The sequence below is a fragment of the Rhodococcus sp. IEGM 1302 genome, from assembly GCF_030056935.1.
Lineage (GTDB): Bacteria > Actinomycetota > Actinomycetes > Mycobacteriales > Mycobacteriaceae > Rhodococcus_F > Rhodococcus_F qingshengii.
Genome location: NZ_JASHKY010000001.1, coordinates 812,365 through 831,048 on the forward strand (window position 1 = coordinate 812,365; position 18,684 = coordinate 831,048).

Genomic DNA, 18,684 nt, shown 5'->3' on the forward strand with positions numbered 1-18,684 from the left:
GATCTGTATAGTCGGACTCATGAGTAAACAGATCGGTATACCTCGGATCGTGACCTCGAGATCTGCCGTGACGGCTACCTTGTCGGTCCTGTTCGTCGCGTGCTGGAGTTCGGGTTTCATCGGAGCCAAACTCGGGGCCGACAGTGCCGAGATCCCTACGTTGCTGATGTGGCGGTTCCTTCCGCTCGTGGCGGTACTCGTCCCGATTGTCTGGCTGTCCGCCCGGCGCCGGAACATGGTGCCGACTCCGCGGACTCTCGGCAGGCAGGTGGTGATCGGAATGCTCTCTCAGAGCGGCTACCTGTTGTCTGTGTACTGGGCAGTCGATCTCGGTGTGAACACCGGAACCACCGCACTGATCGACGGTATTCAGCCGCTGGTCGCGGCGACTCTGCTCGGCCCGGTCCTCGGGGTCGCAGTCCCGCGTATGCAGTGGATCGGGTTGGCGATCGGACTGGGCGGCGTCGCGATGGTCACGGCAGCCGATGCCGGGGCCGGTACATCGGCGCCGTGGTGGGCGTACGCGATTCCGTTCCTGGGGATGCTCAGCCTGGTTGCATCCACCTTCGTCCAGCAACGCGCTCCCACGTCCACACCGCCACTGCAGGCTTTGGCCATCCACTGCTCAACCAGCGCAATAGTTTTCACAACTCTGGCGATCGTCTCGGATGCTGCCGTACCGCCGAGTATCAGCACATTCTGGATCGCGTTGCTCTGGTTGATCGTGTTGTCCACCTTCGGTGGTTACGGGCTGTACTGGTTGTTGCTCCGCCGCATCGGCATTACGTCCGTCAACACCCTGATGTTCTTGATCGCCCCCGTCACCGCGGTCTGGGGCGCACTGATGTTCGGAGAATCCTTCACTCCGTTCACCGCGCTCGGCTTGGCGGTGGGCATCGTCGCCGTCGTCGTGGTCACCCGGGTGGGCAATCGCCCGAAGAAGCAGGACGAGGGCACGGATTCCTGCCCGGCGAGAGCTTCGATCACGTCGCGCTGATGAAGGCCGATCGGGATGTGAACCGCTCGCGGAGCGCGGTGAGTTGCTCTGCGGTGAGCTTCAGTCCGTTGATTGCGTAGTCCTCGACGGTGCCGAAGTGCGTGCGCATTTCGTCGAGAGCTGCGTCGAAATAGCTGTCACGGACTCCGAGGAGGGGTCGTAGCACTTCTGCGTCAACGCCTTTGCTCGCGGCGAAGTCGAGAATCGGTTCTGTCATGGGGGCCAGATCGGTGTTCGTCTCCAGGTAGTCGGCGCGTACATCGGCTTCGTCGGCCCCGAGGAGGAGTAGGAAAGAGGTCGCGGCCCACCCGGTTCGATCCTTGCCGGTGGTGCAGTGGAAAAGTGCTGCCCCGGAGCGTTTTTCGTCGATGAGGTCGAGATAGAACGTGCGATAGGCGTCGAGAGCGGACGGCAGGCTGACGAAGTTGCGGTTGGCTTCCTCCATCTGTGCGATCCCACGTCCATCGCTGATGGTCTCGGCGTATGCGACCGGGTCCGTCATGAGTAGTCCAGTGGCCGCGGCGTTTTGGGCATTGTCGGCAAGTACGTCGAGCCAGACTGTGCGCGTCGAGTCAGGGAGATTGTCGAGTGCGCCGTCGCGCTCGGCGGCGGTCCTCAGGTCGTATACCGTCCGGACGTCCAAGTCGGCGACCGCGGCAAGGTCGTCGCCGTCGAGTTTCGCCAGAGTCGCCGAACGATAGAGCGCGCCCGCGCGGACGGTGCCGTCCGCAACAGGAATGCCACCGAGGTCCCGGAAGTTCGGAGCGGTCTTCAGGAGAACGCGGCGATCGAGCGGGTGAGTTGGCATGGCTGACTCCTTGTGGGTTCCGTTTCCGAACTGATCATTCATGCCTTCTGCACACTGCGCACGAGCTTTTCGGCATTGCGTCTCTTGATCCACTTGTCGATGACGAGAGCCATGAAGATCCACCCGCCCAATGCCGTGATCACCCACACGATGATCGGGGCGAGGATCCAGGACCCGACGCCGCTGATCTCGATACCGTCGGGGACCAGGGTCGCAACCCAGAGCGCGAGCAGTGTGGCGACCAAACCGACACCACCCGCGAGCGGAGCTGCGTAGTGCAGTGCCACGCTGAGCACGAATGGGCCGAGGATCATGTGTGCGAGGGTGAATACACCGATAGCGGCCAAGAAGCCGTTCACGCCCAGGCTGACCCCGGGAAGAGCAAAATGCACGACGATCAGCGCGATCGCGCCGAGAACACATTGCGAAATGAGCTGAAATAACAGACGCATGGCTTGTACCTCCGTGGTCAGGTCGAGTCACCCGAGAGTGGTGTGTGCGTGGGGAACGCTTTGCTGCAGGGCTTCGGGACGAGGCGCCGTCCAGGTGCCGTCGAGCACGGAGGGACGGGGGCGGTACAGGCGCAGTACGTAGTTCCACCCGGGCATGATGGGCAGTGCGTTCGCGACGCCGTCGAGATGGACCCCGAAGCGAATGGTGGTGCTGCCGTCGGAGTCTGGGGTGGCCGTGAGGCTGTTGATGCTGTTGACGCCCAGAGCGTTCTCTTCGAAGTATCCGGCCGCGTTGTACAGCGAGACCGACCAGAACGCATCCACGGGAACATCGTTCAGGCGGAGACGGTATTCCCCGACCGGGAGACGTTCGTCGAAGTTGACGTAGGTGGCCTCGTACTCGGGAAGGCCACCCCAGCCGGATGCGGTACCGAGCAGGTGCCTGATCGGATCGACTTCCGCAGCGGTACCGAATGAATGGTCGTACGTGGTGATGCCTCGCGCGAGTGCGAGGAGTGCGTCGCGGGTCTCGGTCTGCGATTGCTCGTCGTAGTCGGGCAACGGGAACTCTCCCGTTCCGCCGCCGTCGATGTTGAGGGCGTCTTGCAACCGGTTCACCTCGGCGACGTCTTCGGGGCTGTTCGGATCGACGAGGATGCGCACGATCAGTGCGGCGTAGTCGGTCCCGACCAATTCACGCGTGAGCAGGTGCTCTCCCGGGTCGCGCAGGATGACGGGACCGAAGTGATCTTGACTGACCACCCACACGGAGATGTAGCGCTCGCCGGTATCGGGCACCGTGATGGTGACGTTCTCGCGCACGTCGATGATCGCGCTGCTGTACAGAGTGTCGCGGTTCTGGCGGATGATCGGCTGGTTGTCGAGTGACCCGAGATCACGAGTGTGGTTCCACGTGCCCAGGCCGACGCCCGCGGCCAGGCGAGCGAACATGAGATCGGACTCTGCCCGATTGAAGTTCAGGACGTTGACGGCGATCGTGGACATAGTGGGTTCCAATCGGTGTCGGGGTACGGAAGCGGGCGCGGTAATCCATGGCCCGTCGGGGTGAATCAGCCGAGCAGTCGCGCTTTCGCGGCTTGGAACTCGGCGTCGCTCAGCAGGCCTTGTGATTTGAGGTCGCCGAGTTTCTGCAACTCGGCGACGAGATCGACCGGGGCCGCGGGTGCGGGTGTGGGCATCGGGAGTGCGGCATGCTGCTGGGCGAATTCGTACTGCGCCTGCTCGTAGTCGGCCTGAGCTCTCCTTTGCCGGCGGGTGGCCATACCGTCGCTGACGGCGGTCGCGGTACCGGTGACGACCGCGGTGCGGGCGGCGAGGCCCAGCAGTCCGGGGCGGCCTCGTCTCGGGATGTACGGCATGTCAGACCTCCAATTTCGGGATGATCGTGTCCATGAGGGCATTGACGACGGGTGCGGGTATCCGCTCGTAACCCAGTAGCACCGCGCCTGACGCAGCGGTGCGTGCGGCGAGTTCGCGCTGATAGACCAGCTCGAGCGCGACCAGCAGCGCTGTGGCACCGGTGGGAATGGCTGCCGCGAGTTCGGTGATGTCCTCATGCCCGAGCAGACCGGACGCGCCGAGCATCTCGACGTTGATCTCGAAGCCGTTCGGCAACTCCTCGACTTCGATGAGGGTGAGTTCATCGTCCTCGGACTTGGAGATGACGATCAGATCGAGCAGCCGCGCCAGGCCGGTATCCGTAAGGTCGGTCAGTGCGGAGAGCGCGGCCGGGTCGAGGCTCTGCCCAGGCAGGCCGAGAAGGTAGAAGTCGACGGGGCCGAAACGCGCGGCACTCACGAGAGGACCTTCAGCTTGAGTGCGGCGAACTCGTCCTCGCTGATCGCTCCGGCTTCGAGCAGTGCTGCGGCTGCGGCGATCTCCTCGCTGGGGCTCTTCCCCGCGACCTCGCGGATATACGATTCGGCGGCCTTCTCGGCGTCGCGTGCGGCCTTGTTGCTGCGTTCCGTCATCCCTTCGCCGCGGGCGACGAGATAGACGAGCGCGGTGAGGATGGGCAGGAAGAGTAGGAAGAACACCCAGACGGCCTTCAACCAACCGCTGAGCTTGTGGTCGCGGAACAGGTCGGCGATGATCGCGAACAGCGCGAAGAGATATCCGATGAAGACGGTTGCCCACAGCATCCAGCCGAGGCTTTCCCAGAAGCTCATGTGTCTTATCCGTTTCGTGTCAGGCCTGCGCACCGGGATTCCGCCGACTAGCGCATTTCGGTTGATTCCGGCAATTCTCACTGGTTTCCGCAGGCTTCGATCGCGGTCTCATCCGAAGCGGATGAGACCGGATTTCCACGGACATCGAACGTCTCGAGTATCTTCGACACATGATCGAAGCCGTGCGTGACGCACTCGCCTCTGGTGAGGCGGAGCAGGCTCGACGAGTCCTGCGGAAAAACTGGCTTCGTTTGATTCTCGAATCTCACACCAGGGAACTCGAGCAGCTCTGCCTTGCTCATCCCGATCCCCACGATCCGCACATCCTGCTGATACGGGCGTGCTGCCGCGATCTCAGCGGTGATCCGTACGGCGCTGAGTTTCTCCGCGGGCAGGGTCTGCGGGTGGCGTCCGACGATTTTGTCGTCTGCTTCACCGACCTGCTGCTCGCTCCGGACACCTCGACCAAGGCCGTCATCGCCGATCGCGCGCGTCACGCGCTCGCCCAGTGCGAGCCCGAGGACGATTACCCGTCCGCGCTTTTCCTCCTCGGATGGACCGAGGTCAGGCTTCGTCGTGACCTTCCTCGTGCCATCGCGCTACTTCGCTCGGCCGGCGACGAGGCGCAGTTGCAGTCGCGCACGGAGACATTGCGTCTTGCACAGTCCAACTTGGCCTTTGCGCTGACCCACGCGGGAGCATTCACCGAAGCCGAACAGATCCTCGACGGCCTTCCTGCGCGAGATGTGGCGTCCGATTGGGAACGCTTCGAAGGTGGACTCCCACAGTCGAATCGAGGGTGCATCGCTTACTGGCGTGGCGACTTCGAGGAAGCGATCGCTCAGTTCGACTCGATCATCGTGGAGGGCAGTCCCGGAACCAACTTCGAGGCGCTCGCCCGTCTGTACCTGGTGATGAGCCTGATCGCTCTGAACCGGGAAGACCGGTACCACAACGCCGCTCGTCTGCTGCGAGGCGTGAGCACTGCGGACAAGCACGGCATTCCTTGGGATACGCTGCGGCGCGTCACCACGGCCTGGCTCGCCCACGCTCAAGGACAGGACGAGCAAGCTCGCCGCATCGCAATGCCCACGCTGACCAGAACAGGTGCTGCGGTCGCTCACGCGCTTCTCGCGGAGCTCTACCGAGTCATGGGGGATCCGGAACCGTCGGCTCAAGCGCTTCGCTTGGCAACCTCGGCCGCGCTGCCGCGATACGCGCTGGTGAGCACCCTTGTCACGTCTGCCGCCCTGAGCTCCGTCGCAGGGTGTGGACCGCAGGCACACGAGCAGTTGGATCGTGCGCTGGCCGAGGCAATCCCCGAGCGCATTCTCGCCCCATTTCTGAGCGGCGATCCGGTAGTTGTCGACCTCCTGACAGCGCACGCGGTCCGGGGGTCGAGACACCACGAGCTCCTACGCACGATTCTGGAAAAACGGGGCCAGCTCTCTGCCAAACTCGCCGGAGTCCTGACGGAACGTGAGAAAGAGATCCTCACTTTTCTGCGAACTACGATGACTGCAGACGAGATCGCTGCGCACCTCGGCATCGCCTATCCCACTGTGAAGACTCACATTCGCTCGATCTACCGCAAACTAGGCGTGACCAAACGGCGTGCCGCAGTCCAAGCAGCCGACAACCTAGACCGCGGGATCGGGGGCGATTCCGCGGCGGAGGCTGCGAACCGTCAGGTCCAAGGCTTGTAGGCGCGTCCCGGAACCACGGTTCACGTAGTCCATCGACGTGTAGAGCAGTGACCACAGCAGGTTCTGCACCCAGTCCGAACCCATGTCGGGGTCGATGGAACCGTCGGAGTGTCCGCGCTCGATGGCATCGGTGACTGAGTCGTCGTTCGACGCGGACTCGGCAAACGAATCTTCCTGATACACACCGGGAGTGAAGAACAGGACCGTCAAGAGGTCGGCCAGTTCGAAGTATTCATGGCACAGGCGAACCAGCGCTTCGGCTCCCGTACCCTCGCCGAGTCGAGCTGCTGCTGCTGCCTCTCCGACGGCGCGGGTGGCCTCGGCCGCGACTGCGTCGACCAGGTCTGACCGTTCGGGAAAGTAGCGGTGCAAAGTGGTCCGGCCGACCTTTGCGGCCGAAGCGATCTCGCTGAGGGTCGCAGCAGGCTTGGATGCGAACACCGAAACGGCAGCATCGAGGATGGCCTTCCGTGTGCGCTCGCGGGTCGCGCTTTGTTCTGGCGCGCTGTGGATCGTTGTCACGAATCCGAAGCGTAGCCGTGTCCGGTTTCGGTATCCAGTGTTTCCGAATCGGAATTTCTCTTGCCCTTTATGGAACATTCGTGTTCCATAAATTCATGCTTGAATCCGACGCTTCTCAGCCCGCACCGAAATGGAGCAATCTCCGCGTCCTCTCGGAGTTCGCTCGACCGCATCTGCCGTCGCTCCTCCTCGGATTGGTACTGGCGCTGTGCGGCTCCGCGGCGACGCTGGCAACGCCCATGGTCACCAAGTGGGTTCTCGACACCCTCGATGCCGGTGCGTCGCTGAAAGGACCTATCCTCACGCTCGTCGTCCTTCTGATCGTCGGTGCCGTGCTCGGTTGTGCTCAGTGGATCGTTCTCGGAACCGCCGCCGAGAAGGTTGTCTTCGACGCCAGGTCGTCGCTGGTGAAGCGATTCCTGGCGGCGACCGTACCTTCGCTGCAATCGCGATCCGTGGGTGAATTGGTCACCCGGGTCACGTCTGACACCTTGCTGCTGCGGGAGGCTGCGTCGTCGGCCGCGGTGAATATTCTGAACGCAGCCGCGTTGACCATCGGAACGATTGTTCTGATGGGCGTACTGGATCTGCCGTTGTTGGGCGTCACCATGGTGGCAATCGTGTTCGCCTCCATACTCTTTGCCGTTCTGATGCCTCGGATTTCCGCAGCCGAAGCGCGAACCCAGGAATCGCTCGGTCAGCTCGGCGGCGTACTCGAGGGTGGCTTGCGTGCGATCCGGACGGTCAAAGTTTCCCTCGCCGAGGATCGCGTCGGCGCTCTGGTGACGAACAATGCGTCCGAGGCGAAAAAGCATGCGATCACGGCAGTTCGAGTGTCGGCAACCGCGTGGACTGTCGCGTGGACCGCCATTCAAGGATCGATCATTGCCATCCTCGGCTTTGGTGCCTGGCGAGTCGCCGACGGCGAAATGGCAGTCTCGACGCTCATCGCGTTTCTGCTCTACGCCTTCACCCTGATGGGGCCGGTGTCGGAGCTTGCGCAGAACGTGACCTCCGTTCAGTCGGGAATCGCGGCAGCTATCCGGATTCGCGAGATGCAGTCGTTGCCCACCGAGCAGTACGACGAGGTCGTGGACGTGGTCGCGAAAACCAACGCTGCCGCGCCGCTGATCGAGTTGCGCGACGTCACCGTGAGCTACCACGGATCGAACCAGCCGGCGTTGCGCGATGTCTCGCTGGTCATTCCGACGCGTGGGCACATGGCCATCGTCGGCCCGTCGGGTGCAGGAAAGACGACCTTGCTCTCGACCGTGCTGCGATTTGTCGAACCGCGATCGGGTGAGGTTCTCCTGCATGGAGTCGGTTACGACGCGCTCGATCACCGCGCTGTGCGCGAGAGTCTCGCATACGTGGAGCAGGAGACACCGGTGGTGCCCGGAACGATTCGGGAGAACGTCGTCTTCAGCCATCCCGATGCGACGGACGAAGAAGTCCAGGCCGTTCTGCGCTTGCTCCGGCTCGACGACGCGATCGAGGCCCTGCCCAACGGACTCGACACCGCTCTGACGGCCACTTCGCTGTCGGGCGGCCAACGTCAGCGGATCGCGATGGCGCGCGCAGTTCTGCGGCCGAGTGCTTTGCTTCTGCTCGACGAAGCCACTGCCCAGGTCGACACGCTCACCGAAGCCGCGATTGTCGACGCGATCAACGAACGTGCGCGCACCGGGGCCGTGGTGACTATCGCTCACCGGCTCTCGACGGTGCGTGACGCCGACTGGATCGTGGTCATGGAAGACGGTCGGATCCGCAACATCGGCAACCATGACGAGCTCATGGACAAGGACGATCTGTACCGCGACATGGTGGTTGCCGGCCGGCTCGATCAGGGCGAGGCAATGCTCGAGGATTGTTGACCCGACGCGTCGGCGTGTGCGAGAGTGCTGATACCGAGCGATCGCTCGGTCGGGATGTTCTTTCGGAGGTGGCTGGTGGCAATCGATCTGACGTACGCGCCCGAGGTGGTGGCGCTGATCGAGAAGACGCGCGACTTCACGCGCAACGTAGTGCTCCCCATCGAAGACGAACACGCCGGTGACATCGCTGTAGCGGGTGGCGATGCAATCCGCATCGAGATGCAGTCGGCAGCAAAAGAAGCCGGTGTCTTCGCCCCGCATGCGCCGATCGAGTACGGCGGACACGGACTCAACATGAGTGATCGCGCGCCGGTCTTCGAGGAAGCCGGCTACTCGCTATTCGGGCCGACGGCGCTCAACATCGCGGCGCCGGACGAGGGCAACGTTCACATGCTGGCCCACGTGGCGAACGAAGCACAGAAGCAGCAGTTCCTCGCGCCGCTCGCAAGCGGGGACATGCGGTCGGCATTCGCCATGACCGAACCCGCGCCGGGAGCGGGATCCGATCCTTCGGCTTTGAACACCCGCGCCGAGAAAGTCCCCGGTGGCTGGAAGATCAACGGTAAGAAATGGTTCATCACCGGCGCCGACGGCGCCGGGTTCTTCATCATCATGGCGCGCACGTCCGGTGAGCCCGGGCAGCGCGGCGGAGCGACCATGTTCCTGGCGCCGACGGACACTCCCGGCCTGGTAGTGGGTCGACACATCGACACCCTCGACAAGGCCATGATCGGCGGGCACTGCGAGGTCACGTTCGAGGATCTCTTCGTACCCGACGAGGCCGTTCTCGGTGAGGTCGATCAAGGTTTCGCCTACGCGCAGGTTCGCCTCGGTCCCGCCCGCATGACGCACGTGATGCGCTGGCTCGGTGCAGCGCGCCGCGGCCACGACGTCGCCGTGGCCAGGGTTGCCGAACGAGAAGGCTTCGGCTCGAAACTCGGTGATCTCGGAATGATCCAGAAGATGGTCGCCGACAACGAGATCGACATCGCAGCCAGCCGCGCACTTCTGGTGCAGGCCTGCTTCGAACTCGATCAGGGCGGGCACGCGAGCAACGCGACGTCCATCGCCAAGACCTACGCTGCCGAGGCGATCTTCCGGATCGTGGACCGCTCCATTCAGATGTGTGGCGGAATGGGCGTGTCCGGCGATCTGCCGCTGGCACGCTTGTCCCGCGAAGTGCGTCCCTTCCGCGTCTACGACGGCCCGTCCGAGGTTCATCGCTGGGCAATTGCGAAACGTGTTGTCGGAGCTGCGAAGCGCGCTGCTCGGGAGGAGTCGAAGTGACGGACTTTCCAGGACTCGATCTCGCGGCGCTCCACAAGTATCTGCAAGCCGCAGGCGTCGAGGTGAGCGGTGAGTTGCGAGCCGAACTGATTTCAGGCGGCAAATCCAATCTCACCTACGGAATCTTCGACGACAACTCGAAGTGGATTCTCCGTCGTCCACCCACGGCCGGCCTCACGCCGTCGGCGCACGACGTTGCGCGTGAGTTCCGAATCACCTCGGCGTTGCAGAACACCGCCGTGCCGGTCGCGCCGACCGTCGTGCTGTGCGAGGACGCCTCGGTGATGGGTGCGTCGTTCACGGTGGTCGAGTTCGTCACCGGTCAAGTGATCCGAACCAAAACCGAGTTGGAAGCTGTTCCGGCAGCGCAGGTCACGCAGTGCACCGACGAGTTGGTGCGTGTTCTCGCTGCACTGCACGACGTCGACTACACCGCAGTGGGTCTCGGCGAACTCGGCAGACCCGACGGTTACGTAGCCCGCCAGGTGAAGTTGTGGGCCGGTCAATGGTCACGCGTCAAGACCGAGGACTCGGCCGACGTGGACAGGTTGGCGTCGAGCCTCGCGGAATTGATTCCGGCGGAATCAGCCTCGTCGATCGTGCACGGCGACTACCGGATCGACAACACGATTCTCGCGGCGAACGACGTCACCAAGGTTGCCGCAGTGGTGGACTGGGAACTGTCGACGCTGGGAGATCCGCTGGCGGACATCGCGATGATGTGCGTCTATCGGCATCCCGCGCTGGATCTGGTTCTGGGTGAGCCTGCTGCGTGGACGAGCCCGTCGCTACCGTCCGTTGTCGATCTGGCGCAACGGTATTCGTCCGTTTCGGGTCGTGAACTGGCGCATTGGAACTTCTACATGGCGCTCGGGTTCTTCAAACTCGCCGTCGTGGCGCAGGGCATCGATCACCGATTCCGAGCAGGAGCCACCGTCGGCGGGGGATTCGACAAGGCTGGATCTTCTGTGCCGGAACTGATCTCGGCCGGACTCAACGCACTGCAAGGGAAATTCGAATGACTCGATCAGCACTGGTCACCGGCGCCTCCAAGGGAATCGGGCTCGGCATCGCAACACGCTTGGCTTCGCAAGGGTACGGGCTGACCATTACGGCGCGTGATACCGAGCGGCTCGCCGTTGTCGCCGAAGAACTTACCCGCGCCGGATCGCCGGACGTCGTCGTCTCGGCCGGCGACATGGCGGACGAGAACTTCGCCGCAGCACTCGTCGCCACACACAATGAGCGATTCGGCTCCATGAGGGCTCTCGTCCTCAACGCCGGAGTGGGAACCAGTGGGCGAGTAGCGGATTACCCGATGCGACGTTTCGACAAGACCGTTGCCGTCAATCTCCGAACACCGTTTGCACTATTGCAAGCGTCGCTGCCGCTCCTGCGTACAGCGGCGGACGCGGACCTTGCCGGCGGAGCGAAGGTGATCGCTCTCGCCTCGATGGCCGGTGTGTATGCCGAGAGCGGCCTGGCCGTCTACGGAGCCACCAAAGCTGCGCTGATTTCGATGGTCGAGGCACTCAACGCCGAGGAATCCGGAAACGGCGTCAGTGCGACGGCCATCGCTCCCGGTTACGTCGACACCGACATGTCGGCATGGACACACGATCGGATCACACCGGACACCATGATCAAGGTCGACGACGTCGTGGAGTTGGTGGACGGTCTGCTCAAGCTCTCGTCTCGAGCGGTCGTTCCGAAGGTCGTCATGGCGCGGGCCGGGACCAACGGCTACTCCGCCTGAAATTTCAATCCAGCTTGGCTTCGCCCCGCTTGCGAAAGAAGTGAAAGCCAGGCACCCCGACGATCGCCTGCCGCAGGTCCTTGACCACTCCGAGGAGTTCGTGGATCTCGGGCGAGACGGAGTCCAAGGTTCCGAGGATGGGCAACACCGCGGCCACCCGGTCGGTGAGCTCCGGTAGTTGGTCGATCAGCTTGATCGCGGCGCTGACCTCTGCCTCGGAAAGGTCGTCGGCGAACCTGGCGGCGAGCGGCGCGAGCTGTAGGGCGATGGGCTCGTAGATCTCGAGGAGTTGTCCCGCGATGTCCGACGTCTGCTCGACGGCCTCGACCAGTGTCTCAGCGCGAACGGTCACGGCGGCAGCTCCGATGACGACGCGGTCGGCGTTGTCGGCGATCTGGTTGATGCGCGCCACCAACCTCTCGACCGAGAAGAGGAGCGCCTCGAGTCGAGTGGGCAGGGTGACCGCAAAAGCGACCGTGGACAGGGACCAGTGCACCACGTCGCCGACGGAGCGGACGACGGTGGAGCTGCCGGGCAAAACTAGAGCCATCCCTCGATACTGCCTGATGTGACGTCAAAGTACAGGTAAATCTCACATTCACGAGGCCCGCGGCGTCTTCGAGGTGTCGGTGCCGGCGCGGACAATCAATTCACCCGCTGCCTGCCGCACCGCGCAACCTGGAAGGATCGAGACATGACGGCTATCCGTACGCACACTGTGATCGACTCGCCGATCGGAGCGTTGACGCTGGTAGCAGCAGGTGACGACCTCTGCGGTCTGTACATGGCGGAGCATCGCCACAAGCCGGACGAGTCCACGTTCGGTGATCGTTCCTCGGCGGTCTTCGGTGAAGTCGAATCGCAGCTCACCGAGTACTTCGAGGGTGATCGCACGGAGTTCTCCGTGCCGCTGGCGCCCGTGGGTACCGAGTTCCAGAAGCGGGTGTGGGACACCTTGCGAACGATCCCGTACGGCGAAACCTGGACCTACATGGAGCTCGCGCAAACTTTGGGTAACCCGCTTGCGATCCGTGCTGCCGCCGCGGCAAACGGCAAGAATCCGATCAGCATCATCGTTCCCTGTCATCGCGTGGTCGGTAGCGACGGAAGTCTGACCGGTTTCGCCGGCGGCCTCGAACGTAAGCGGTTCCTGCTCGACCGCGAGCACGGCGGCGAATCGGATGTCCTCTTCTGATGCGCTCGGCTCACAATTCGGTGATCGGGAACGTCTACCGGTCGTGACACTCAAACCGTTCGAAGACGTCGTGACCGAATACGGTGCAGTGGTCCTCCGTGTCTGCCGCGCGGTGGTCGGGCCCGTCGACGCCGAGGACGCGTGGTCCGAGACGTTCATCGCGGCGATGCGGGCATACCCGGATCTGAACCCGGACGCGAACATCGAAGCCTGGCTGGTCACCATCGCGCACCGCAAGGCAATCGACATCACCCGAGTGCGTGCCCGCGTGGCCGTGCCGACAGACGACGTTCCGGAGTTGCCGACGCGAATCGGCGTGCCGGGCACGTGGGATCACGAACTCTGGGACGCACTCGAACAACTACCACTCAAACAACGTGCGGCGGTCGCCTATCACTTTCTGGGTGGGCTGCCGTACGCAGAGATCGCGGACATCCTCGGCAACACGCCGGCAGCCGCCAGACGCGCGGGTGCGGACGGTATCGCCACCCTACGAAGAACCTACTTGTCCGCTACCGCTGCGGAAGGGAGTCACTCATGAGTAACGATGTGTTCGAGGCGCTTCCAGCCGTTGACGCTGACGCCATGATCCGCCTACGGGCGCGCCTGGCTGCTCAGGCGTCCGAAGCTGAATTGATCGACGTGGCATATCGAACCGTCGATTCGCCGGTCGGAAAGCTGCTCCTGGCGGCGACCGATGTCGGCCTGGTGCGGGTTGCCTTTGCCGTCGAAGGGCACGACCTCGTTCTGGAACGTTTGGCGGACACCGTCAGCCCCCGTGTGCTTCATTACCCGCGCAGGCTGGACACTGTCGCTCGCGAGTTGGACGAGTACTTTGCCGGTGCGCGTCGAGAATTCGATCTGCGCTTGGACTTCCAACTCGCGAAGGGGTTCCGACGCGAAGTGTTGCGTCATCTCCCCGAGATCGAATACGGCCACACTGCAAGCTATTCGGTGGTCGCAGCAGCGTCGGGAAGCCCGCGTGCGGTGCGTGCCGTCGGGACCGCATGCGCAAAGAATCCGCTGCCGTTGGTGGTCCCGTGTCACCGCGTGGTGCGCAGCGACGGCAGCCTCGGACAGTACGCCGGCGGCCCCGAACTGAAAGCGATTCTGCTGGATCTGGAAGCCGGCCGGTGAGCGCAGTGACGCTGCGCTTTCAGGCGCCCTATGCAGTCGAACCGCTCACCGGTGCCTTGCGGGCTCACTGCGTCGCAGGCCTCGAGCGTCACGACGACGGTGTTCACACCAGAGTCATACCGTTGCCTTCCGGCCCGGTAGTTGTGTCGGTGTCGTGGACAGACGACGGTGTCGTCGTGGATTCCGATGTGCCGGTAGCGGATTCCGCAGTGCTGGAGGTGATCGTGCGCCGTTGGCTCGACCTCGACGCCGATCACACTGCTGTCGAAGCAGCGTTCGGTAGTGATGAGTTGTTGGCCCCACTTGTTGCCGCCCGTCCAGGATTGCGTGTGCTCGGATCGGTGGACGGGTTCGAGACCGCAGTGCTCACCGTTCTGGGACAACAGGTTTCGCTCGGCGCGGCGAGGACGTTCGGTGGTCGTTTTGTCAGCGCATTCGGAGCGCCGGTGCAAGGGGATTTTCTTGCCTTCCCTGATCCGGACGTGGTTGCAGCGCAATCAACGGAGGGCATACAGAAAGCCGTCGGATTGACCACAGCGCGCGCAAGAACAGTGCACACGCTGGCAACTGCGGCAGCGAACGGCCTCGATCTCTCCTGGAATGCGGATCCTGTCCAATTTCGGCGAGAGCTGTTGGCGCTAAAGGGAATCGGACCGTGGACCGCTGACTATCTCACTGTTCGAATTCTCGGTGATCGCGACGCCTTCGTACCCGACGATCTGGTGTTGAAACGTGCGTTGGGGGTCTCGACGGCCAAAGAAGCCGCAGCGTTGTCCGAGCGCTGGCGACCCTGGCGAGCCTACGCGCTCTTTCATCTGTGGACCAAGGAAGCGTTTCTGTAGTCGGTCAGTCTTTCGCGCGCGCCAGTTCGGACGGCCACCAAATACGTTTCCCGATGTCGTGAGAGAGTGCCGGCACCAGGACGCTGCGCACGATGATCGTATCGAGCAGCACGCCGAAGGCCACGGCAAATCCGATCTCGGCGAGGAAGACCAGTGGCAGGATGCCCAGTACGGCAAATGTTGCGGCCAAGACGATTCCGGCTGACGTGATCACACCGCCCGTCACCGCAAGACCGCGCAGTACACCTGCACGGGTGCCGAATTCTCCGGTCTCCTCCCGGACTCTGGTCATCAGGAAGATGTTGTAGTCGATACCCAGTGCGACGAGGAAGACGAAGGCGAACAGCGGGAACGATTGATCCGCCCCGGCGAACCCGAATACGTGTGTGAAGAAGAATCCGCTCACACCGAGGGTCGCCGCGAAGGAAAGCACCACGGTGACAATGAGAATCACCGGGATCAGCAGAGCGCGGAGCAAAGCGGCCAGAACCAGGAAGATCACCACCAACACGATCGGGATGATCAGGTTTCTGTCGCGGACCGAGGCGGCCTGGACATCAAGGGTGGTGGCCGTGCTGCCCCCGACGAGCGCGTCGGCGCCGGGCACGTCGTGGACGGCAGTCCGCAGTCGCTTGACAGTTTCGAGTGCCTGCGGCGAATCGTAGGAGTCGGCGAGGGTTGCATTGATCATGGTTCGGCCGTCGATCGGTGCAACGGTGAAAGCCGCAGGGGCGCAACCCGCAGCGGCGGCTTGTGCGACGGCAGCGGGGTTGGTCTTGATCAAATCGCTGACCTTTGCGACGTCCACCTGGGTGCAGACGGCGCCGGGATCCTGCGAGATACCTTCGACGCCGCTGGCTGCTTTGATGACGGCGTCGGCCTGGTCGGCGTTTGCGGTGATCACGGCCGGTGCGCCGGCTCCGGGATCGAACTTCGAGTCGTAGAGTTCCTGTCCGACAACGGCGTCGGGACGATTGGTGAAGCTTTCGGTAGACGTCAGGCCATCGGTTTTGAGACTGCCGATCCCGGCCGCGAACAGGATGATCAACAACACTGTGGCGCCGATCCACAGTGGGCGGTCCTTGCTACCGACGGCCTCGGCGATCTTGCCCCACATCCCGTGCGTCGTAAGGTCTGCGGCGTGATCGACCTTGGGCTTGCGCGGCCAGAAGACCCACCGTCCGGTGGCGGCCAGAGCGACCGGCATGAACGTCATCATCACCAGATAGGTGCAGGCGATCCCGATGGCGGCGACGGGTCCGAGGCTCTTGTTGGAGTTGAGTTGAGAGAACGTCAGGCAAAGCAGACCGAGAATCACGGTGACAGCCGAAGCGGTGATGGCCGGCGCAGACTCGCGCCAGGCCTTGATCATCGCGTCGAAGCGGTTGGGATACGTGTGCAGTTCTTCGCGGTAGCGAGAAATCAAGAGTAGGGCGTAGTCGGTACCGGCACCGATTACCAATACGAAAAGGATGCCTTGAGATTGCCCGGTCAGCGTCAGTAGTTCGGCTTTCGCGAGAAAATAGATCACCATCGACGACAAACCGATGGCGAGGAGCGCGGAGAACAGCGGGAAGAACCACAACACCGGCGATCGGTACACGACAAGCAGGATGAGGATCACGACCAGGAGTGCCGCGCCAAGGAGCGCTCCGTCCAGACCGGCAAAGGCGTCGATGAACGCAACGAGTAGCCCACCTGGCCCGGCTGGGAGTACCTCGACATCACCAGCTGCTTGTTTTGCTGCGTCGATGACGTTCTGCTCGGTGGTCGCCAGGACATCGCCTGCCACGGATGTGTCTCCGTCCTTGGCGACGAGTGGCACGAAGATCGACGCAGTTGTGCCGTCGGCGGAGTACTGAGTGGGCTGCATACCGTCGGCGTCTACCCCGGAGATGCCGGCAATGGCGCCGTAGGCCGAGTTGATTGCAGATTTGTCCGCCTCGGTGAGGGCCGAATCTCTATGGAACAGAACAAATCCAGGGATCGTCTCGACTGCGAGGAAGTTCGCGGATTGGTTGCTGACGATTGTCGATTCGGCGGAACTCGGGAGGTACGAGGCGTTGTCGTTCTTTTGAACCTCGGCGAGTTTGCCCTGGAAAGAACCGCCGAATCCGCCTGCGACGAAGGCGAAGATCGCAAGGGCGATCACGGTGAAGATCGGCACGCGAAGGCGCTTCACGGCTCCGCGCTCGTTCCGTTCTGCGTCAGTTGTGTCCAGCTTGGTCATGGTTCTCCTCGAACGCAGTCGACCAGCACCAACAAAGCAACATTTTCCAGTAGAACACGCAATACGGGCGCGGTGGAACCACTTGGCGTGGAATTGACGACGCTACGAAGTGCCTTTGCCGTATGTCTCGCGGGCTGCGACGTCCATGGGAAAACGGACGACTGTGTCGCCGAACAACAATCGAGTTGCCGAAGCCGCGGCGGCCAGCACGTGGGCGGTACCTGACTCAGGATTTCGGGTATGCACGACTACCTCGTCGTGCTGGAAGAAGACCAACTCGCCGTCCGGATCTTCGGCGAGGCGGCGCCTGAGGTCGGCCAGGAGGCACAGCGCCCACTCGGACGCAGTGGCCTGCACGACGAAGTTGCGCGTGAAACGACCGCGGGCGTGAGCGTCGCCGTGGGAGTAGAAGTCGGGAGACGGTGGGGGACAGGCCCGGCCGAGCAGTGACTTCACCACCTCGCCGCGCTCACCTGCCTTGGCAGCTTGCTCGACGTACTCGACGGCGACCGGGAATCGCTTCCGCAACAAGACGAGCAGTGCTTTGGCTTCACCCGCCGTCGCCCCGTACAGGACTCCGAGGATTGCGACCTTGGCTTTTGCGTGATCACCGCCGAAGGCTTCGGCACCGACAAGTGCGTACAGGTCGTCGTCCCCGGCGGCGGCCATCATGCGGCGGTCGCCGGACATGGCGGCCAGAATTCGGGGCTCGAGCTGACCGGCGTCGGCGACGACGAACACGTGGCCCGGATCGGCGACGACGCTCGAGCGCATTGTCTTCGGAATCTGGAGGGCCCCGCCGCCTCGACTCGCCCACCTGCCGGACACGACACCACCGGGAACGTAGATCGGACGGAATCGATCTCCCCGCACCCAACTGTCCATCCACTGCCAACCGTTGGTGCTGTACAGCTTGGCGAGTTCGCGATGACGAAGGAGTAGCGGCACAGCCGGATGATCGATCTCCTGCAGAAACCACTTGCGCGTCGACGGAAGTTCGATGCCCTGACGACCGAACGCCTCGGTGATCTCCACCGAAGACGAAGGATTGACGGTGCGCCCGAAGACCTCACTGATCTGTGCGGCAAGTTCCTGCATACGAGCGGGGAGGTCGTATCCCGTCGGCCGCGGCCCCAGCCGTTCTTCGAGGAGTTCGCGATGCTTCTGCGTCGAGAACGGAAGGCCCGTGTGCGTCATCTCGGCGGCGCTGAGAGCGCCGGCCGATTCTGCTGCGATCAACAAGTCCAGTCGAGCGTCCGCGCCGATGGTTGCGCGCTGCTCGGCGAATTCGGTGACGACGGCGAGGGGATCGAGAACGGGTGCAGTGTCGAAGAGTCCGAGTCGATCGTCGTCGAACTCCTCGGCGGGCGGTGACGGTTTGCCGGCGCGCATTCCGAGTATCGCGCGGGTCAGGGAGATGTCGTGGCACCGCTGAACCCGTACGCCTGCCCGCAGTAGAGGTGGGTACACGGTCGCCGTACTCGGCCACACCCACCGCGGGTGCTCGGCTTCCTCGATGGTGCGTACCGCTGCGATCAAGTCGGGGTATTCGACGGGATCGGCGAGCGGCGTTCCAGCGGGATCGGTCCGTAGGACAGTCGCCGTCACAGCTCCCGTGGACGTCGTACTACCGGGGACCAGGACAACTCGCACGACATCAGTGTGACGGCTGGGTCCGACACGCCATCG

At 63.2% G+C, this 18,684-nt stretch carries 20 protein-coding genes; 10 read left to right on the forward strand and 10 right to left on the reverse strand.

Annotation, left to right across the window (positions count from 1 at the left end; genetic code table 11):
• The first annotated feature begins 19 nt into the window (after positions 1-19).
• The gene (locus QM609_RS03925) at positions 20-997 is read left to right on the forward strand and encodes a DMT family transporter (RefSeq protein WP_228232248.1); all 978 of its coding nucleotides are present in this window, start codon (positions 20-22) and stop codon (positions 995-997) included.
• On the opposite strand, the gene QM609_RS03930 is transcribed toward QM609_RS03925, so the two are convergent.
• The 6 genes from QM609_RS03930 to QM609_RS03955 form a co-directional block, all read right to left on the reverse strand.
• Positions 984-1,805: a tyrosine-protein phosphatase gene (locus tag QM609_RS03930; RefSeq protein ID WP_047272157.1), complete on the reverse strand. Its 822-nt coding sequence runs from the start codon at positions 1,803-1,805 to the stop codon at positions 984-986. The two genes, QM609_RS03925 and QM609_RS03930, sit on opposite strands and share 14 nt — an antisense overlap.
• A gap of 38 nt (positions 1,806-1,843) precedes the next feature.
• Entirely contained in the window at positions 1,844-2,257 is a 414-nt protein-coding gene (locus QM609_RS03935) for a phage holin family protein (protein WP_050654589.1), read from the reverse strand.
• A gap of 27 nt (positions 2,258-2,284) precedes the next feature.
• Positions 2,285-3,262 (reverse strand): DUF1214 domain-containing protein, encoded by a 978-nt coding sequence (locus QM609_RS03940; RefSeq protein WP_003940299.1) that lies wholly within the window; start codon positions 3,260-3,262, stop codon positions 2,285-2,287.
• Positions 3,263-3,327: 65 nt separating this feature from the next.
• Positions 3,328-3,636: an SHOCT domain-containing protein gene (locus QM609_RS03945; RefSeq protein WP_007729626.1), complete on the reverse strand. Its 309-nt coding sequence runs from the start codon at positions 3,634-3,636 to the stop codon at positions 3,328-3,330.
• A 1-nt stretch (position 3,637) separates the two neighbouring features.
• Complete coding sequence (locus QM609_RS03950) at positions 3,638-4,075, reverse strand: DUF6325 family protein (protein ID WP_050654590.1); 438 nt, start codon at positions 4,073-4,075, stop codon at positions 3,638-3,640.
• Positions 4,072-4,446, reverse strand: coding sequence for a PLDc N-terminal domain-containing protein (locus tag QM609_RS03955; protein ID WP_030537228.1), 375 nt, complete (start codon positions 4,444-4,446; stop codon positions 4,072-4,074). Before QM609_RS03955 ends, QM609_RS03950 begins: the two co-directional genes overlap by 4 nt.
• 170 nt (positions 4,447-4,616) lie before the next feature.
• Here QM609_RS03955 and QM609_RS03960 point away from each other — a divergent pair, with 170 nt between their 5' ends.
• Positions 4,617-6,152: a helix-turn-helix transcriptional regulator gene (locus tag QM609_RS03960; protein ID WP_050654591.1), complete on the forward strand. Its 1,536-nt coding sequence runs from the start codon at positions 4,617-4,619 to the stop codon at positions 6,150-6,152.
• On the opposite strand, the gene QM609_RS03965 is transcribed toward QM609_RS03960, so the two are convergent.
• A complete protein-coding gene (locus tag QM609_RS03965) occupies positions 6,087-6,674 on the reverse strand; it encodes a TetR/AcrR family transcriptional regulator (protein WP_030537226.1) in 588 nt (195 codons plus the stop codon). The genes QM609_RS03960 and QM609_RS03965 overlap by 66 nt on opposite strands.
• A gap of 95 nt (positions 6,675-6,769) precedes the next feature.
• On the opposite strand from QM609_RS03965, the gene QM609_RS03970 reads away from it, so the two are divergent.
• From QM609_RS03970 to QM609_RS03985, 4 genes are all read left to right on the forward strand, one after another.
• Positions 6,770-8,548 carry an ABC transporter ATP-binding protein gene (locus tag QM609_RS03970; RefSeq protein ID WP_283337029.1) on the forward strand — a complete coding sequence of 593 codons (1,779 nt, stop codon included), beginning with the start codon at positions 6,770-6,772 and terminating at the stop codon, positions 8,546-8,548.
• A gap of 75 nt (positions 8,549-8,623) precedes the next feature.
• Positions 8,624-9,835 (forward strand): acyl-CoA dehydrogenase family protein, encoded by a 1,212-nt coding sequence (locus tag QM609_RS03975; RefSeq protein WP_003940162.1) that lies wholly within the window; start codon positions 8,624-8,626, stop codon positions 9,833-9,835.
• A complete protein-coding gene (locus tag QM609_RS03980) occupies positions 9,832-10,857 on the forward strand; it encodes a phosphotransferase family protein (RefSeq protein ID WP_007729609.1) in 1,026 nt (341 codons plus the stop codon). Before QM609_RS03975 ends, QM609_RS03980 begins: the two co-directional genes overlap by 4 nt.
• Entirely contained in the window at positions 10,854-11,591 is a 738-nt protein-coding gene (locus QM609_RS03985; RefSeq protein WP_050654592.1) for an SDR family NAD(P)-dependent oxidoreductase, read from the forward strand. Before QM609_RS03980 ends, QM609_RS03985 begins: the two co-directional genes overlap by 4 nt.
• A 4-nt stretch (positions 11,592-11,595) precedes the next feature.
• On the opposite strand, the gene QM609_RS03990 is transcribed toward QM609_RS03985, so the two are convergent.
• Positions 11,596-12,141 carry a hypothetical protein gene (locus tag QM609_RS03990; protein ID WP_007729604.1) on the reverse strand — a complete coding sequence of 182 codons (546 nt, stop codon included), beginning with the start codon at positions 12,139-12,141 and terminating at the stop codon, positions 11,596-11,598.
• A 144-nt stretch (positions 12,142-12,285) separates the two neighbouring features.
• Here QM609_RS03990 and QM609_RS03995 point away from each other — a divergent pair, with 144 nt between their 5' ends.
• From QM609_RS03995 to QM609_RS04010, 4 genes are read left to right on the forward strand one after another with little or no spacing between them, the layout of a single operon-like run.
• Entirely contained in the window at positions 12,286-12,786 is a 501-nt protein-coding gene (locus QM609_RS03995) for a methylated-DNA--[protein]-cysteine S-methyltransferase (RefSeq protein ID WP_003940613.1), read from the forward strand.
• Positions 12,773-13,327 (forward strand): RNA polymerase sigma factor, encoded by a 555-nt coding sequence (locus QM609_RS04000; protein ID WP_080961251.1) that lies wholly within the window; start codon positions 12,773-12,775, stop codon positions 13,325-13,327. The genes QM609_RS03995 and QM609_RS04000 overlap by 14 nt, the downstream gene beginning before the upstream one ends.
• Positions 13,324-13,923, forward strand: coding sequence for a methylated-DNA--[protein]-cysteine S-methyltransferase (locus tag QM609_RS04005; protein ID WP_007729599.1), 600 nt, complete (start codon positions 13,324-13,326; stop codon positions 13,921-13,923). The genes QM609_RS04000 and QM609_RS04005 overlap by 4 nt, the downstream gene beginning before the upstream one ends.
• Positions 13,920-14,765 carry a DNA-3-methyladenine glycosylase family protein gene (locus tag QM609_RS04010; protein WP_050654593.1) on the forward strand — a complete coding sequence of 282 codons (846 nt, stop codon included), beginning with the start codon at positions 13,920-13,922 and terminating at the stop codon, positions 14,763-14,765. Before QM609_RS04005 ends, QM609_RS04010 begins: the two co-directional genes overlap by 4 nt.
• Positions 14,766-14,769: 4 nt before the next feature.
• Here QM609_RS04010 and QM609_RS04015 read toward each other — a convergent pair whose 3' ends face one another.
• Positions 14,770-16,995: an MMPL family transporter gene (locus tag QM609_RS04015; protein WP_050654594.1), complete on the reverse strand. Its 2,226-nt coding sequence runs from the start codon at positions 16,993-16,995 to the stop codon at positions 14,770-14,772.
• A 102-nt stretch (positions 16,996-17,097) separates the two neighbouring features.
• On the reverse strand, positions 17,098-18,648 hold the full coding sequence (locus QM609_RS04020; RefSeq protein ID WP_283337030.1) for a bifunctional 3'-5' exonuclease/DNA polymerase: 1,551 nt from the start codon (positions 18,646-18,648) through the stop codon (positions 17,098-17,100).
• Positions 18,649-18,684 lie beyond the last annotated feature (36 nt).